General features: G+C 60.0%; 10 protein-coding genes. 4 read left to right on the plus strand and 6 right to left on the minus strand.

Annotation, left to right across the window (positions count from 1 at the left end):
• Positions 1-32: 32 nt before the first annotated feature.
• Positions 33-2,426 carry a zinc-dependent metalloprotease gene (locus tag BLW36_RS09105; RefSeq protein WP_091387490.1) on the minus strand — a complete coding sequence of 798 codons (2,394 nt, stop codon included), beginning with the start codon at positions 2,424-2,426 and terminating at the stop codon, positions 33-35.
• 216 nt (positions 2,427-2,642) lie between these two features.
• On the opposite strand from BLW36_RS09105, the gene BLW36_RS09110 reads away from it, so the two are divergent.
• Positions 2,643-3,431, plus strand: a complete 789-nt coding sequence (locus BLW36_RS09110) for a DUF2884 family protein (protein WP_091387493.1) — start codon at positions 2,643-2,645, stop codon at positions 3,429-3,431.
• Between the two features lie 74 nt (positions 3,432-3,505).
• Here the strand turns inward: BLW36_RS09110 and BLW36_RS09115 are convergent, their stop codons facing one another.
• The 5 genes from BLW36_RS09115 to tkt form a co-directional block, all read right to left on the minus strand.
• Positions 3,506-5,665: a PKD domain-containing protein gene (locus BLW36_RS09115; protein WP_091387494.1), complete on the minus strand. Its 2,160-nt coding sequence runs from the start codon at positions 5,663-5,665 to the stop codon at positions 3,506-3,508.
• A gap of 692 nt (positions 5,666-6,357) precedes the next feature.
• Entirely contained in the window at positions 6,358-6,684 is a 327-nt protein-coding gene (locus tag BLW36_RS09120) for a carboxymuconolactone decarboxylase family protein (protein WP_091387496.1), read from the minus strand.
• Between the two features lie 239 nt (positions 6,685-6,923).
• Positions 6,924-8,855 (minus strand): alpha/beta hydrolase family protein, encoded by a 1,932-nt coding sequence (locus BLW36_RS09125; RefSeq protein WP_091387498.1) that lies wholly within the window; start codon positions 8,853-8,855, stop codon positions 6,924-6,926.
• A gap of 336 nt (positions 8,856-9,191) precedes the next feature.
• A complete protein-coding gene (gene gap, locus BLW36_RS09130; RefSeq protein WP_091387500.1) occupies positions 9,192-10,202 on the minus strand; it encodes a type I glyceraldehyde-3-phosphate dehydrogenase in 1,011 nt (336 codons plus the stop codon).
• A gap of 72 nt (positions 10,203-10,274) precedes the next feature.
• Complete coding sequence (gene tkt, locus BLW36_RS09135) at positions 10,275-12,275, minus strand: transketolase (RefSeq protein ID WP_091387502.1); 2,001 nt, start codon at positions 12,273-12,275, stop codon at positions 10,275-10,277.
• A gap of 258 nt (positions 12,276-12,533) precedes the next feature.
• Here tkt and BLW36_RS09140 point away from each other — a divergent pair, with 258 nt between their 5' ends.
• The 3 genes from BLW36_RS09140 to ahcY all read left to right on the plus strand — a co-directional run bounded on the left by BLW36_RS09140 (position 12,534) and on the right by ahcY (position 16,266).
• Positions 12,534-13,502, plus strand: a complete 969-nt coding sequence (locus BLW36_RS09140; RefSeq protein WP_091387504.1) for a metalloregulator ArsR/SmtB family transcription factor — start codon at positions 12,534-12,536, stop codon at positions 13,500-13,502.
• 91 nt (positions 13,503-13,593) lie between these two features.
• A complete protein-coding gene (metK, locus tag BLW36_RS09145) occupies positions 13,594-14,814 on the plus strand; it encodes a methionine adenosyltransferase (RefSeq protein ID WP_091387506.1) in 1,221 nt (406 codons plus the stop codon).
• 75 nt (positions 14,815-14,889) lie between these two features.
• Positions 14,890-16,266, plus strand: a complete 1,377-nt coding sequence (gene ahcY / locus BLW36_RS09150; RefSeq protein WP_425286753.1) for an adenosylhomocysteinase — start codon at positions 14,890-14,892, stop codon at positions 16,264-16,266.
• The last annotated feature ends 35 nt before the right edge of the window (positions 16,267-16,301 follow it).

The following is a 16,301-nucleotide window of genomic DNA, read 5'->3' on the forward strand; positions in this document are numbered from 1 at the left end:
CGCGTTAATCGACAGCCCCCTGCTCCTCTCGATTAAATGGGCGATCCCGGTGGCATCGCCTTCAGGTCACCGGCCTCCACTTTCAACGCACCATCCATAAAGGCGCCGATGCGCTGCGCCTGATAGTAGTAGTGTGCGCTGTAACCCTGCGGATCGTCGCCAAACAATTTCATGCGCCCCATGGCCTGCTGGAATTTCGCCAGCTGCAGATTGGCCTTGGCGCGCACGGATTCGGGCGCATTCTTATCGCTCGCCAGCAGCATCAAACGCTGGATATAGATGTGGTTGACGCGCTGGTGGATGACTGCCTGCAGACCGGAATACCTGTCAGCTTCCAGCGCCAGTGAAGTCAACTTGTCGAGCAGGGTATCGAATCCGGGAATTTCACTGCTGCGTGCATGCTGCTGACCCATGCGCGCGGCGCGCTGTGGATCGAGCAGGATTGCAAGCGTATGGCCGGCTGCCGCCTCGCTCATGGCCACCGCATCGAAGGCCACACCGGTGTAAGACGGGAAGCTCTCGTCAGTGCGTGCGAAGCCGTACGACTTGGGCGGCAACAATTGCAGCACTCGTTCCGGCAGTGCCAGGAATTCGGGGTTCAGGGTATCGAGCAATACGTCTATCGCCTGCTGCTGGCGCTCGGCCGGCACCAGTGTGTAGCTGTTCTGGTCGGCGCCGTTATACAGGTAGTCGTAGTCGAGACCGCCGATCAGCTTGCCGACCGCTTCCGCCTGGTAGCGGTGCCCGTAGTAGACGGGTACCAGTGTTTCCTCGAGCGAAGAACGCGGTGCATCCTGCGGATTGGCCGCCGCGGAGAAGTTGTCCAGCGCATGGCGGCGCAGCTCGACCATGCGCGCGAATTCTGCCAGCGGTTCCCGACCGTTATCCCACAGGTGGGAAACGGCGTGGGCATTGTTGATCGCGCGGGAATCCGGATCGGAGATAAAGCGCAGTTTCTGTGCTTCCGCTTCGGCGATCACGCTGGTCAGGTACTGCTGTTCGTCGACGCCATTACCGTAGCCGTAGCGGATCGCCAGCTTGTCCCAGGCGCCGATACCGCTGGCATAGGCCTCGGCCAGTTCCAGCTCATCCCCCTGCAGCGACACCAGCGGCGCCGGGTAGTCCATCACCGAGGCACGAGCATCGATACTGGCGGCAAAGTTGTGCGCCAGGCCCAGCGTGTGGCCTACCTCGTGGGCGGAGAGCTGGCGGATGCGTGCCAGCGCCATCGCTTTCAGCGCATCAGTATCGGCATTCTCACTGCCATAGGGCTGCAACAGGCCCTGGGCGATCAGGAAGTCCTGGCGCACCCGCAGCGATCCCAGGGTCACGTTGCCCTTGATGATTTCGCCGGTACGCGGATCGGCGATTGAGTAACCGTAGGACCAGCCGCGCGTGGAGCGGTGCACCCAGTTGATCACGTTGTAGCGCACATCCAGCGGGTCGGCGCCCTCCGGCAGTATCTCCACGCGAAATGCGTTCTTGTAGCCGGCCGCCTCGAAAGCCTGGTTCCACCAGCTGGCGCCCTCCACCAGCGCGCTGCGTACCGGTTCCGGTACGCCGGAATCCACGTAGTAGACAATCGGTTCCACCGCCTCGTCACTGCCGGGCTTTTTCTCCAGGCGGTGACGGTAGATAAAGCGCTGGTCCAGCGGCTGATCGATCGCGGTGGCGTAGTCCCGGTACTCGAACGGGAAGTAGCCGCTGCGGCTGTGGAAGCGGCGCGGCTGATAACCGTCGTCCGGCAGCTCAACCAGGGAGATATGCTGGCGCAGCGACACCAGCGTCGGCGTCGGCACCACCTCCTGCAGGTACTTGCCCGGCTGGCCGCCGGCAAAGGTCAGCTGCGCCTCGAATTCGCTGTTGTTGGGGAAGTTCTTCGTGCGCGGCAGGTAGATCGCGGACTTGGACGGATCGACACTGTAGGCGCCCTGCTCGGTCTGCTGCAGGCGCGCCGCGATACCGTGCTGGTCGCTTAGCAGGAACGGGGTGAAGTCCACCAGCACGCGCTCGTCGTCCCGTGCCAGTGCCTCGAACCCCCAGAGTACCGACGAGGCAAAGGCCTCGGCGACCGCGCGCCGCTCGGCGGCGTTATCCGACTGGGCGCGGTACTTCAGGTTTAGCTGGTGCAGCAGCACCTTGTTACCCGAGCGCTGGAACTTCACCAGCCGGTTGTCCCCGACCTGGTTGCGGTCAAGTCCCACCGGATTGGAGCCGAGGCCCTGGGCCAGGCCGGTCAGCAGCAGGAACTCGCGATCGAAGTCGTCGATCTCCAGCAGTATGCGTCCAGTGTCGTCATCCCAATAGAAGTCTTGATAGCCGGCATGTCTTTCCATGCCAGCGGTGTACTCGGTAATGGTTTTGGCCTGGGCGGCCAGGCTCAGCAGTGCCAGGAGTGCCGCAAAGATGCCCCTGCGTATCGACATAGGCTGTCCCCAACTTATTAGATTTCTAGGAGGACCCCGCCATCGCGCCGGGGTCATTCGGGTAGTGCCGTAGGTTAACATTTAATCTGCGACTGGGGACATGCCCCGCCCAAACGTCCATAAGTAGGGACACAAAAAAAATGCATCCGTGGCTGCATCCAAATCTGCCCCGCACTTCGTCCATCAGGTAATAAGGAAAATCCGGAGACCAAGTTTATGTGGAAGCCACTGGCCATCTCAGCCCTGATCGCCACGAGTGCCGCGGCGCACGCCGGGGACATTCACCTCAATATCTCTGATGAGGAGCAGTGCAGCGCCGAACTGAACTACTCAGTGCGGGTCGGGCCGGACTTCTTCGAGGCGCGCAAGGACAAGGACGACAGTGAAACCCTGCTCCGCTACCAGTCGCCGACACAGCTGGTCGTCGGCGGCGAGACGGTCGAACTCGATGCACAGCAACAACAGCTACTGCGGGATTACCAGCAGCAGCTGCACGGCACCGGGCGGGAAATCCTGCTGATCTCCCTGGAGGCCGTGGACATAGCGTTGAACGGCATGTCTGCGGCGATCACGGTGCTGGCGGGCAAGGACCACCCGGACAACATCGAGCTGCAACAGGCTTCCGACGAAATACTGCGCCGCGCCGAAGATCGCCTGAACCGCGAGGGGGAGATCTATACGCTTGGCGACCCGGATATCGATGCGTTTATCGAAGAGGCGGTCGAAGAGGAATTCGAACCGAAAATCGAAAAGCTGGCGATGGAATCCGCCGGCACCATCGCCTGGCATGCCCTGAAGGCGGCATTCACCGGCGGCCGCAGTATCGAGCACGAAGCCGAACAGATGGCGGGAGAGATCGAGCAGGAAGTCGAGCAGCGGGCCGAGGGTCTGGAAATGCGCGCCGCGGGCCTGTGCCAGCGCCTCGAAGCCATCGATCGCATGGAGGATGAGCTGCAGCAGTCCATTCCGGCCCTGGCATCCTACGATTTCGTCGCGATCAAATAGTTGACCCCACCCCCCAAAGTGGTCGGCCGCCCGAGGGCGGCCTTTTTTATTTCACCTCAATTCCACCTAAGTCACTACTGGCAGAGTCCCGCACTGGCGGACGTGTCGTGACTGAGCGCGCCACCGGCGAGGCTCGTCACGCAGAAGTCGACGGTCACCGCACCGCCGGCCGACGTGGAACTGACGACAGTGGCTGTGCCGCTGCTATCGGTAATGCCGCTCGCACCGGTTTCGGTAATGCTGCCGGAAAAGTTACCGGTCACCGTCACGCCGCTCACACCGCGGCCGAGATCGTCCAGCACCGAAACCGTCGCCGTGGCAAATTTCTGACCGCGGCCTGCGGACTGCGTGCCGGTGATGACGCTGGACACGTACATGGTGGTGGCCGCCGCACCATCGCTGACGGTGACGTCGAAGCTGGTCTGATCCTCGGCCCCCTGATCGTCGGTTACCGTCAGCGTGACACTGTAGGTGCCGGAGGCCGCATAGCTGTGGCTGGCCGTCGCGCCACTGCCGTTGCTGCCGTCACCGAAGTCCCAGGCATAGCTGACGATACTGCCGTCGCTGTCGGCACTGCCGCTGCCGTCGAAGCTGCAGTCCAGGCCGCTGCAGCTGTGGCTGGCACTGGCGGTGGGCGCCTGGTTGCCGCCGCTGTCGAGCCCGTAGATACTGAAATTATCGAAATAGTAGGTGTCGCCGTTTAACGTGTTCGGGTCGAACAGTATGACCAGGCTGTCCACCGCATTCGCCGGTGTACCGCCATCGATGCGGTCGTCGAGTTCGAACTTCAACCGCTGCCAGCCGCCTTCTTCACCCACATAAGCCGCGTACTTGGAGTGCCGACCCGTAGGGTAATTGCTGGCCGTGGCCTGACTGCTGTCCTCCAGCTGCACCAGGATCTGCGTGCCCGGCGCCGCCGTGGTAAATACGTCCATATAGAACGCCTTGTTGCCGGACAGGAACGGATCCGCGTCCGGGATCGCACTGGTATCGGCGGCGATCACGTCGTACTGGGCCGCCGCGGAGCGGGTGTACATCGCCACGGTGGTGGAGCCGTTGGTGGCATCGGCCTGCGGGTTGGCCGCGTCCTGCACAAAGGTGCCGTCAAATGCGGTGTATACCAGCTCCCGGTTTGCCTCGAAATCATCCAGCACCGTCTCCGACACCAGCTTGGGGGCGACATAGACCGGCAGGCTCAAGTCGCGGCTGGCGCAGTCGTCGGTGACACCGACAGCCAGCTCGCCGCCGGTGGCCCCCCACTGTACGGTCACGGTATCGGTACCCGCACCTGACAACAGAGTCGCGCCGGCAGGCAGCGTCCAGTTGAAAGCGGGATTGTTGCCGATGGCGCCGGCGACCGAGTAGCTGGCGACTTCGCCGTCCTCGACGATCCGCTCGCCGGCGATGCTCGGCTGGCCGTAGTCGTAGACGCGCACATAGTCCACCTGCATCGTCTGTGGCAGCTGGGAATCGTCGACGGCGCCGCCCAGCGAACCGCCCACCGCCACGTTCAGCAGGAAGTGGTACTGGTAGTTCTCGAAGGTCCAGTATGATGCATCGGTAAGGTCGTTTGGCGTCAGCGTGCCGTAGAGCTGGTCATCCACATACCAGCGCATCTCGTTCGGGTCCCACTCCACCGCATAGGTATGGAAGTCTGCCGACCAGGGTTCCGGCTGGCTCAGCAGGCGATTGCCTGTGTGGGAATTGTTGGGGTAGGGCTCACCGTAGTGCAGGGTGCCGAAGACATACTCGTCCGACTGGCCGGTGGACTCCATAATGTCGATCTCGCCACTGATCGGCCAGCCCTCGGCGGGATCGGTGGGCAGCATCCAGAACGCCGACCACATGCCGGTGCCATCCGGCACCTTGATCCGCGCTTCGAAGCGGCCATTGGTCCACTCGCCGCCGTTCGGCATATTCGCCGTGCGCAGCCGCGCGGACGTATAGTTCTTGCTCTTTACCCGCTCCTTCTTGGCCGTAATGGTCAACAGACCATTGGCCACGGTGGCATTTTCCGCCTGGTAGGACTGCAACTCGTTGTTGCCCCAGCCACAGATTCCATAACTGCAGCCATCACCCAGCATGGGTTCCCACTTTGTGGTATCCAAGGTGGTACCGTCGAAGTTGTCCTCCCAGACCGGTGCCGGGGACTGGCATTGCTGGCCAACTGCCGGCAGAGCCGCGGCCAGCGTCATCGCGCAGAGCACACCTTTATAGCTATTTTTATAATGCATTGTCGTTTTCCCTCATTGGTTGAGTCACGCGCGCAGGCGTGATTCTCCAATCTACCAACTTCGGTAAACGACAGTTTTCCCACTATCGAGCAAATACTGACATGGGACGGAATCTCGCGGACAGGAGAGACAACATGGTCGAGCGCATAGAAAGTAAAATCTATGGCTAATCAATAACGAGAACGGCAATAGTACCTTCTAGTCCAAACCACATAATGCGCACTTTTTTACTTACATTAAGTCTTTCACAAGGAAAAAATGACAGAGGATTACAGCTATGAGCTGCCAGTAATTAACGCGCATCGCAGCATTTTCTGCCAGACACAGAAAAGCCTCTGGCGTTCTCGTATTCCTTCTTGAAAGTCATAGTAGGCGCAAAAATTTCTTTACTAAAACTTCTTCCGCTTTCAAATGGAGTGACCGTCAGGACAGCGGCCGGTGAGGTCGATGTGCGAGAGTGCGCGAAGAATTCAGAGTTGCCGGCGGCCGAACTCCAACAGATAGATCGACCAATCCACTGATTGTCATTGGAGAAAGCGGGAAGTCTGCCCGGGCTCCGGGCTAGCCGGGAGGCGACAAGCTAACCGCTGGCCACGCGGCAGCGCCACGTCGAAATCGAGTGCACTCGTTCGCTCAGCTCGGCCAAGCCTTCAAGGCAAGCGCTATCAGCCAATGGTCAAATGGCGCAGCATCTACGACGCTGGGCGCTCCAGTATGTCATCGACCCAGCTGAGTGCGGCCATTACAGTCGGGAAGCCGATGGTGCTGGTCAGCAACAGGATGCTATGTCGCACTTCCTCAACACTGGCGCCGGCATTCAGGGCGCGACGGACATGGCTGTGCACAGCACCTTCGGATCGGGAACTGGCCGCGGCGGCCAGCTGTATCAGCTGGGCGCTTTTTTCATCCAGCGGCCCTTCTTCGCGGGCCGCCCTGCCGAGCTCCTCTATGGCGCCGGCCAGCTTCGGGTAACGGTTGCGGAAGTCCTGGTAACTCTGCGGAAGCGTATTTTCTGCCACGCTGACTTTCTCCAAAGTCGGGTGCCCGAGGGTTGCGGCTGCGGGTTACTGATATCAGTAATAGATTAGCAGCGATCGGCAACTCGTAGTGCCATGGAGATTCCGGGAATAACTTCTGGCAATCTCCGGCAATATATTGGTGCATTTTTAACCAGTGGAGAACCTTAACCTCAGCGTACGACCGCATACCGCAGAGCGCCCTGTACTGGAGATTTTTCCGTAATGGACGCCGCTTCCCTCTACTGGATATTTTTGCGGATAAAACTCAATGACTCAGCGAGGAAGACCTTCCTAGATTGCCCCTTGGACAGCCAGTGGTCCTCACCTTCGAGCTTGACCAGTCTGCTGCCCTTGACCCTGAGCTTCTTGAGCTTCTTGTACATTTTTTCCGACTGAAAAAATGGAACGACGGTATCCTTATCGCCATGAAACAACAACATAGGCGCTGAATCCTTCCCGGCAATATCCAACGGAGAGTACGCTGCAAGTTCATCGTAGTCATATTGGTCACCAATGGATTTTTTCCAGTACTCCAATCCTCTCAATTGCTCTTTTGCGTGATAATGCATAGCGCTCAACTCGCTGACACCGCCAAATGAAACGCTGCACTTGTAGATATCGGGTCGCTTCACTGCACCGTAAAGAGCCACATAGCCTCCGTAACTGGAGCCGACGATACAAATTCGTTCGGGATCAACCACCTTGGCCGCAACGAGCGCAGCCACACCGTCATCTACATCATCCTGCATTTTACGGCCCCACTCGCCAAACCCCTTCTCGGCAAATGCACTCCCGAAACCAGAAGAACCGCGGAAGTTTGGCTGGAAGACAGCATATCCTGCCGCAGCAAAAGCCTGGCGCATCCAGTCGAAACTCTTGCTATCCCTACTTTCCGGGCCACCATGCGGCATCACGATCAAGGGCGGAAGTTTTCCGCTGGATGATTTCGGCAGCGTGAGGTAAGAGGTGAGCTCCAGACCATCTCTCGCCTTGAAGTCAAAAGGCTTTACATGCCCCAAGACTGATTTATCCTCGACGCGATAACCTTCTCCCAAGAATTGTAATTGGCCGGCACTTCTGTCAAACAAAAAATATTGCTCGGGATTGGAGGGACCCGAAACGCGGGTGACAAAACGGTTTCTATCCGTCGTGTACGAGGTGATCTCAACTTCTGCATCGGGAAATGTCGCCCTCAGGTCTGCATAGACTTTTGCCAACTCTGGAGAAAGGAAACGATACTCTTCAAAATCCTTGACCAGAGCATAGCCTGTCAAAACGGAAGAGTGATAATCGTAAACGAGCTCACTGACATCGTAGCTCTGGTCGCCGACTGGCCCCAGCACAACGCCAAGATCGACAGTGCCATTACTTATAGTCGCGCTGAAGAAATGGTCAACTCCACCATCTCCGTCATCGATATAGTAAACTTTATCTGTGTCGGCGCTCAGGCCAATAACGGCCTTGTCAAATATCTTTTTCTCGCCCTCCACCTCGGTCATCAAGGGCTTGAAACTTTCGCTCCCCGACTCACGGAGCATCGATACTGACTTTTTCAGCTTTTTATCAAACTTCCGGTAGAAAAAAGGATTTCCATCGTCATCCGCTGCCCAGAAATTGACATTCTTATCTTGCAGGACTTCCTCTTTATCCCCGTCAATCAGATTGACCCTGTAGAGGGCGCTCAACTGTTTACCACTACCAAGTCCGTCGTAGTAGTATGAAAGCAGCACGTGATCATCATCATTGAGTATCTTACTTACCAGCGCCGGGGCGGCGACGTTGTACTTGAAGCGATCACTGTTGAATGCCCATGTAATCTCGTTCTCTTCAATATCCCAGATACCGAGACGGAACAAGGTAAAGCGCTCAAAATCCGCCCTGGAATAGTAGGGCTCAGATACCCTCAGCAAAATTTTAGTATTGCTTGCCCAGGTCAGTCCCCTTATCTCACTCTCCTCAAAGCCGAATATGGCCGGCTTGCTCTTTCCATCCATCCACTGGCCAACAGCATAGTAGCGGCCTTCGTTCTCCCTGAGATAGGCTATCTTTTTTCCATCGGGGGAGATTTGTACATCCTTCATTGTCGGCAGCCGCCCAAATGCCTGAACCACATCAAAGGCTTTGACGGCAGAAGTGAAGAAAAGAAAAGTAATGATGATTAATGCTCGCATACCCCCTCCGCTGAAATATTATGACTATTATTAAATTCTCTAAGATCCTGGAAATCTGTGCGATATAGCAGATCTCGGGACAACGAGTTGCACTGGAAACTACGAACGTTGTGGAAAGGCTTATCCCGGCCGAGTGATTCAGGATAGGCTATGAGAAATGATTATTGAAGGACTTTGGAGACAACAAGTTCCCAAGGAGTAGGACACTAGCCGCGAAACCCGCTCTGCTGAAACCTTTCCTGATAACTCTCGGGAGGCGGACTGGATGTTATTTCGGCTACCGCAGAGGGCGGAGCGCCCCGCAGCAGGCACAGATTCGCGTTCAACGAACCCGATTCAGGCAGTCAGGATGCTCGCCACATCCAACATCCGATTCGCAAACCCCCACTCGTTATCAAACCAGATCAGAATCTTCACCAACTTGCCGCCCGCAACGCGGGTCTGGCTGGCATCGACGATACCGGAGCGGGAATCGTGGTTGAAGTCGCAGGAGGCGAGGGGTTCTTCGGTGTAGCCGAGCACACCGGCAAATTCGTGTTGCGCGGCGGAGCGGAGCAGGTCGTTGACTTCGGCCTGGGTGACGGATTGGTGCAGCTGCACGGAAAGGTCGATGGCGGAGACGTTGACGGTGGGCACGCGCATGGCCTGGGCTTCGAACCGGTCGGCCAGGTGCGGCAGGATGCGCTCGATGCCACGCGCAAGACCGGTATCGACCGGAATAATGGACGTGACCGCCGAGCGGGTCTTGCGCAGGTCGGTGTGATGGTAGGCATCGCTCACCGGCTGGTCGTTCATCGCCGAGTGAATGGTAGTGATGACGCCAGCATCGATACCAAACGCCTTGTCCAGTGCGGCGATCACCGGCACGCTGCAGTTGGTGGTGCAGGAGGCGGCGGAAATGATGGTTTCGCCGCCGGTCAGGCTGGTGTCATTGACGCCGTAGACGATGGTCGCGTCCACGTCGCGACTGGCCGGCTGCGAAAAGAGTACTTTCCTCGCCCCGGCCTTGAGGTGCAGCTCCGCGCGCTCGCGCTCGCTGAAGCTGCCGGTGCACTCGAGCACGACATCCACCTCTTCCTTTGACCAGTCCAGGTCTTCCAGCCGCTCGCGATGGGTGACCGCGATGCGGTCGCCGTTGACGATGAGGATATCCGCCTCGACCGATACCTCGCCGACAAAGCGGCCGTGTACGGAATCGTATTTGGTCAGGTGGGCGATGGTAGCGCAGTCGGCCAGCTCGTTGATGGCCACTATCTGCATGCGGTCGCGGGCGCCGGATTCATAGAGCGCGCGCAGTACGGAGCGGCCGATGCGGCCGTAGCCATTGATGGCGAGTCTTACAGTCATGCAAACAGCTTTCAGCAGGGAATATGCGGCGCGGCGGCCCCGGCCTTTACCGGGGCCGCCGCCGTATGGAAATTACTTCAGCAGTTTTTCCACAGTTTCTGTGACGTTCTCTACGGTGAAGCCAAAGTACTTCATCAGTTCGCCACCCGGCGCCGATTCACCGAAGGAACTCATGCCGACGATAGCGCCGTCGAAGCCGACGAACTTGTACCAGTAATCCTGATGGCCGGCTTCCACCGCCACACGTGCGCGCACTGCGGACGGCAGCACCGACTCGCGATAGGAGTCGTCCTGCTCCATGAACACTTCGGCACAGGGCATGGAGACCACGCGGATCTTTTTATCGGCCAGCTTTTCCTTCGCCGCCATCGCCAGTTCCACTTCAGAACCGGTGGCGATGATGATCGCTTCAGGCGCGCCGTCACAGTCGGCCAGCACGTAGCCACCCTTCTCGACCTGCGCCAGCTGCGCATCGTCGCGCTTCTGCGGCGCCAGTCCCTGGCGGCTGAAGATCAGCGCGCTCGGGCCATCCTTGCGGGCCACGGCCGCTTTCCAGCTCACCGCGGACTCGGTCGCGTCGCAGGGACGCCAGGTGTGCAGGTTGGGCGTGGCGCGCAGCGCGGTCAGCTGCTCCACCGGCTGGTGGGTGGGGCCGTCTTCGCCGAGGCCGATAGAGTCGTGGGTGTAGACGAAGATAACGCGCTGCTTCATCAGCGACGCCATGCGCACCGCATTGCGGGCGTATTCCATAAACATCAGGAAGGTCGCGCCGTAGGGCACAAAGCCGCCGTGCAGCGCGATACCGTTCATGATCGCGCTCATTCCGAACTCGCGCACGCCGTAATAAACGTAGTTGCCAGACGCGTCGTCGGCGGTAACGCCCTTGGAATCGGACCAGATGGTGAGGTTGGAACCGGCCAGGTCGGCGGAGCCGCCGAGGAATTCCGGCAGCAGCGGACCGTAGGCATTCAGCGTATTCTGGCTGGCCTTGCGCGAAGCGATCTTCTCGGCATCCTGCTGGCACTGCTTGATGTACTCGTCGGCTTTCAGCAGGAAGTCCGCCGGCAGTTCACCGCCCATGCGGCGCTCGAATTCCACCGCCAGCTCCGGGAACTCCTCACGGTAGTCGGTGAAGATGTCTTGCCACTCGTCTTCCTGGGCTTCGCCCTTGGCGCGCGCGTTCCAGGACTCGGCAATGGCCTCCGGGATTTCGAATGGCGCGTAGGGCCAGTTGATGGTCTCGCGCACCAGGGCAATTTCGTCGTCGCCCAGCGGCGCGCCGTGACATTCCTCGCGGCCCTGCTTGTTCGGCGAACCGAAGCCGATCACGGTTTTGCAGCTGATGATCGTCGGTTTGCCGGTTTCCGCGCGGGCCTCCTCGATCGCCGCCTTGATGGCCGCTGAATCGTGGCCGTCGACACCCGGAATCACGTGCCAGCCGTAGGATTCGAAGCGCTTCGGCGTGTCGTCGGTGAACCAGCCCTCGACTTCGCCGTCGATGGAAATGCCGTTGTCGTCGTAGAAGGCAATCAGCTTGCCCAGGCCCAGAGTGCCGGCCAGGGAGCAGGCCTCGTGGGAGATACCTTCCATCAGGCAGCCGTCACCCAGGAAAACATAAGTGTGGTGATCCACCAGCTCATAGCCGGGGCGGTTGAACTGCGCCGCCAGCACCTTCTCCGCCAGCGCCATACCCACCGCATTGGTGATGCCCTGACCCAGCGGACCTGTAGTGGTCTCGACCCCCGGCGCATAGCCGTATTCCGGGTGGCCCGGTGTCTTGGAGTGCAGCTGGCGGAAATTCTTCAGCTCGTCGATCGGCAGCTCGTAGCCGGACAGGTGCAGCAGCGAATACAGCAGCATGGAACCGTGGCCGTTGGAGAGCACAAAGCGGTCGCGGTCGGCCCAGTCCGGGTTGGCCGGGTTGTGTTTCAGGTAGTCGTTCCACAGCACTTCGGCGATATCCGCCATACCCATGGGCGCACCGGGGTGGCCGCTTTTGGCTTGCTGAACCGCATCCATGGACAGCGCGCGGATGGCGTTGGCCTTTTCTGTGCGAGATGGAGTAGAAGACATAGGGGAGCTCTCTGGTTCTCAGATGGGCCGCGGACCCGCTCTAATCGGCGACTCTCAGCGACGGCGAAAATGGGGGCGTATTTTCCCGTAATCGCCCCCCGGGCGCAAAGGCCGCAGGGTCGATTTCCGCCCCCAAGCGACAACATTTTCCTAACCGGGCGCGCAACTTCAGGTCCCGCGCAACTACATCAAAATAATTTTATGCAGCTATATCAAAAAATTTTGATATAGCCGTTGGCGACTGCTAGACTCGCGTCCATGCTCGAATCCAGCAATCCCCTTGATAGCACAGCAGAATCCGGCCCCGGCGCGGAGATACCGCAGCTGGCCGCAACCCTGAAAGCCGCCGGTGACCCGCTGCGACTCGAGATTCTGCGCCTGCTGAGCCAGGACTCCTACAGCGTGCTGGAGCTGTGCCGGATCTTCGACCTGCGCCAGCCGGCGCTCAGCCATCACCTGAAGGTGCTGGCCCAGGCCGGGCTGGTGAGCAAGCGCCGCGAGGGCAACAACCTGTTTTACCGCCGCGCCGGCAGCAGCCCACTGCTGCTGCAGCTGTTCGCCAGCCTGGATCAGCTGCCGCTGTCCGCCGAGCGCGCGCAGTCGGTGGCGCGGATCGCCGAGGAGCGCGCCGAGGTGTCGCGACGCTTCTTCGCCGATTACGGCAACCGCTTCCGCGAACAGCAGGAACTGATCGCCAGTTATAGCGTTTACGGCCCCCAGGTGGCACAACTGCTGAAACCGGGCCGTCACGCCATCGAGGTCGGTCCCGGCGAGGGCGAGTTCCTCGAGGAGCTGACGTCCCGGTTCAGCACGGTCACCGCCCTGGACCTGTCGCCGACCATGCTCGAGCGCGCCCAGGCCTTCGCCGACGAAGAGAAGCTGAGCAATATCGAGTTCGTCTGTTGCGATACCCGCGCCGCGGCTGCACGCCCGGGCAGCGCCGACAGCATCGTGGTCAATATGGTGCTGCACCACACCCCGGAGCCGGCACAGATCTTCCGCGATCTGCATACGGCACTGAAGGACGGTGGCCAGCTGCTGGTGGCGGAACTGCAGGATCACAGCCAGCACTGGGCGCGGGAGGCCTGCGGCGACCTATGGCTGGGATTTGCGCCGGAACAGCTGACCGAGTGGGCCGAGACTGCCGGACTGATCAACGGGCGCAGCGTCTACAGCGCGCTGCGCAACGGCTTCCAGATCCAGATTCGAGAATTCATCAAACCCTGACGGCACGCACCATCAGAGCCAGAACATTGAGATAACCGCCCGCGGCGGAATAAATGGAGCGCGAAGAAGCGCTATCAACGGAGACCATCACATGAGTGAGTACAGACTGTTTACCTCGGAGTCCGTATCCGAAGGGCACCCGGACAAGATCGCCGACCAGATTTCCGACGCGGTACTGGATGCGCTGCTGGCGCGCGACAAGCAGGCACGCGTGGCCTGTGAAACCCTGGTAAAGACCGGCATCGCCGTCATCGCCGGCGAGATCTCCACCACCGCGTGGGTCGATCTGGAAGATCTGGTGCGCCAGGTGATTACCGAAATCGGCTACACCTCTTCCGACGTCGGCTACGACGGTGAGACCTGCGGTGTGATCAACGTCATCGGCAAGCAGTCCGTGGATATCGCCCAAGGCGTCGATCGCGCCAAGCCAGAAGACCAGGGCGCCGGCGACCAGGGCCTGATGTTCGGCTACGCCACCGACGAAACGCCCACCTATATGCCGGCGCCGGTTTACTACGCCCACCGCCTGGTGGAGCGCCAGGCGGAAGTGCGCAAGTCCGGCCTGTTGCCGTGGTTGCGCCCGGATGCGAAGAGCCAGGTGACCTTCCGCTACGACGAGCACGGCAAGCCCTGCGCGATCGACGCGGTGGTACTGTCCACCCAGCACAACCCGGACGTCAGCCAGGAAGACCTGCGCGAGGCGGTACTGGAGCTGATCGTGCACCACGTGCTGCCGGCGGAGTGGCTGCATGCGGACACCAAGTACCACATCAACCCCACCGGCAAGTTCGTCATCGGCGGTCCGGTTGGCGACTGCGGGCTGACCGGGCGCAAGATCATCGTCGACACCTACGGCGGCTCCGCCCGTCACGGCGGCGGCGCCTTCTCCGGCAAGGACCCGTCCAAGGTGGACCGCTCCGCCGCTTACGCCGGCCGCTACGTGGCGAAAAATATCGTTGCTGCTGGCCTGGCCAAGCGCTGCGAAATCCAGGTGTCCTATGCCATCGGCGTGGCCGAGCCGACTTCGGTATCCATCAATACCTTCGGCACCGGCGCAGTAAGTGAGGACAAACTGATCGAGCTGGTGCGCGAGAACTTCGACCTGCGCCCCTACGCGATCTCCAAGGCGCTGGACCTGCTGCACCCGATGTACCAGCTGACCGCCGCCTACGGTCACTTCGGCCGCGAGCCCTTCACCCACACCTACAACTGGGTGGACAGCAACGGCGAAGAACGCAGCGAGACCTTCACCGCCTTCCCGTGGGAGAAGACCGACAAGGCGGCTGCACTGCGCGAGCAGGCCGGTCTCTAATTATTAAAAAACATCCGCTAGCAGCGTGCCGCTGCTAGCAAAACGAGAATTAATTTAGGTTGAGTAATGAACCAGATGAGCACCGAATTCAAAGACTTCAAAGTAGCCGACATTTCCCTGGCCGACTGGGGTCGCCGTGAAATCGAGATCGCCGAGGGCGAAATGCCGGCACTGATGACGCTGCGGGAAAAATACAAGGCCGAGCAGCCGCTGGCCGGCGCACGCATCATGGGCTGTATCCACATGACCATTCAGACCGCGGTACTGATCGAAACCCTGGTAGCCCTGGGTGCGGAAGTGCGCTGGTCGTCGTGCAACATCTTCTCAACTCAGGACCACGCCGCCGCGGCCATCGCCGCCAGCGGTATTCCGGTATTCGCCTGGAAGGGCGAAACCGAAGAGGAATACGAGTGGTGCCTGGAGCGCACCGTCGGCGCGGACGTCGCCGGCTGGCAGCCGAACATGATTCTCGACGACGGCGGCGACCTGACCGAACTGCTGCACCGCGAATACCCGCACATCCTCGACAAGTGCCACGGCATCAGCGAGGAGACCACCACTGGCGTGCACCGCCTGCAGGAAATGCTGCGCGAGGGCACGCTGAAAGTGCCGGCGATCAACGTCAACGACGCCGTGACCAAGAGCAAGAACGACAACAAGTACGGCTGTCGCCACAGCCTGAACGACGCCATCAAGCGCGCCACCGATCACCTGCTGGCCGGCAAGAAAGCGCTGGTCATCGGTTACGGTGACGTGGGCAAGGGCTCCGCCGCTTCCCTCCGCCAGGAGGGCATGATCGTAAAAGTCTCCGAAGTGGATCCGATCTGCGCAATGCAGGCGTGTATGGATGGCTTCGAGCTGGTGTCCCCGTACATCGACGGCATCAACACCGGCACCGCCGATGGCGTGAACAAGGAACTGCTGGCGAACACCGACCTGATCGTGACCACCACCGGCAATACCAATGTCTGCGATGCGCATATGCTGTCGGCACTGAAGAGCGGCGCCGTGGTCTGCAACATCGGCCACTTCGATAATGAAATCGACACCGCTTACATGCGCGAGAACTGGCAGTGGCAGGAAGTGAAGCCGCAGGTACACAAGATCATCCGCAACGCGGATAACAACGACCACCTGCTGCTGTTGTCCGAGGGCCGCCTGGTCAACCTGGGCAACGCCACCGGCCACCCGAGCCGCATCATGGACGGCTCTTTCGCCAACCAGGTACTGGCACAGATACACCTGTACAAAGAGAAGTTCGCCGACCTGCCGGCAGACCAGAAAGTTTCGGCACTCTACGTGAAAGTGCTGCCGAAGCAGCTGGACGAGGAAGTGGCGCGCTACATGGTGCAGGGCTTCGACGGCGTGATTACGCGCATGACCGAAACCCAGGCCAAATACATCGGCGTATCTGTCGAAGGGCCCTACAAGCCGGAAAGCTACAAGTATTAATCTACCCCGGTCTGGATGCCGGCCTTTGCCGGCAT

Source organism: Microbulbifer marinus, from assembly GCF_900107725.1.
GTDB classification, from domain to species: domain Bacteria; phylum Pseudomonadota; class Gammaproteobacteria; order Pseudomonadales; family Cellvibrionaceae; genus Microbulbifer; species Microbulbifer marinus.

Excerpts from the sequence above, each read along its gene's own strand:
- BLW36_RS09105 (WP_091387490.1), bottom strand. The coding sequence starts at position 2,426 with ATGTCGATACGCAGGGGCATCTTTGCGGCACTCCTGGCACTGCTGAGC.
- BLW36_RS09110 (WP_091387493.1), top strand. The coding sequence starts at position 2,643 with ATGTGGAAGCCACTGGCCATCTCAGCCCTGATCGCCACGAGTGCCGCG.
- BLW36_RS09115 (WP_091387494.1), bottom strand. The coding sequence starts at position 5,665 with ATGCATTATAAAAATAGCTATAAAGGTGTGCTCTGCGCGATGACGCTG.
- BLW36_RS09125 (WP_091387498.1), bottom strand. The coding sequence starts at position 8,855 with ATGCGAGCATTAATCATCATTACTTTTCTTTTCTTCACTTCTGCCGTC.
- gap (WP_091387500.1), bottom strand. The coding sequence starts at position 10,202 with ATGACTGTAAGACTCGCCATCAATGGCTACGGCCGCATCGGCCGCTCC.
- tkt (WP_091387502.1), bottom strand. The coding sequence starts at position 12,275 with ATGTCTTCTACTCCATCTCGCACAGAAAAGGCCAACGCCATCCGCGCG.
- BLW36_RS09140 (WP_091387504.1), top strand. The coding sequence starts at position 12,534 with ATGCTCGAATCCAGCAATCCCCTTGATAGCACAGCAGAATCCGGCCCC.
- metK (WP_091387506.1), top strand. The coding sequence starts at position 13,594 with ATGAGTGAGTACAGACTGTTTACCTCGGAGTCCGTATCCGAAGGGCAC.
- ahcY (WP_425286753.1), top strand. The coding sequence starts at position 14,890 with ATGAGCACCGAATTCAAAGACTTCAAAGTAGCCGACATTTCCCTGGCC.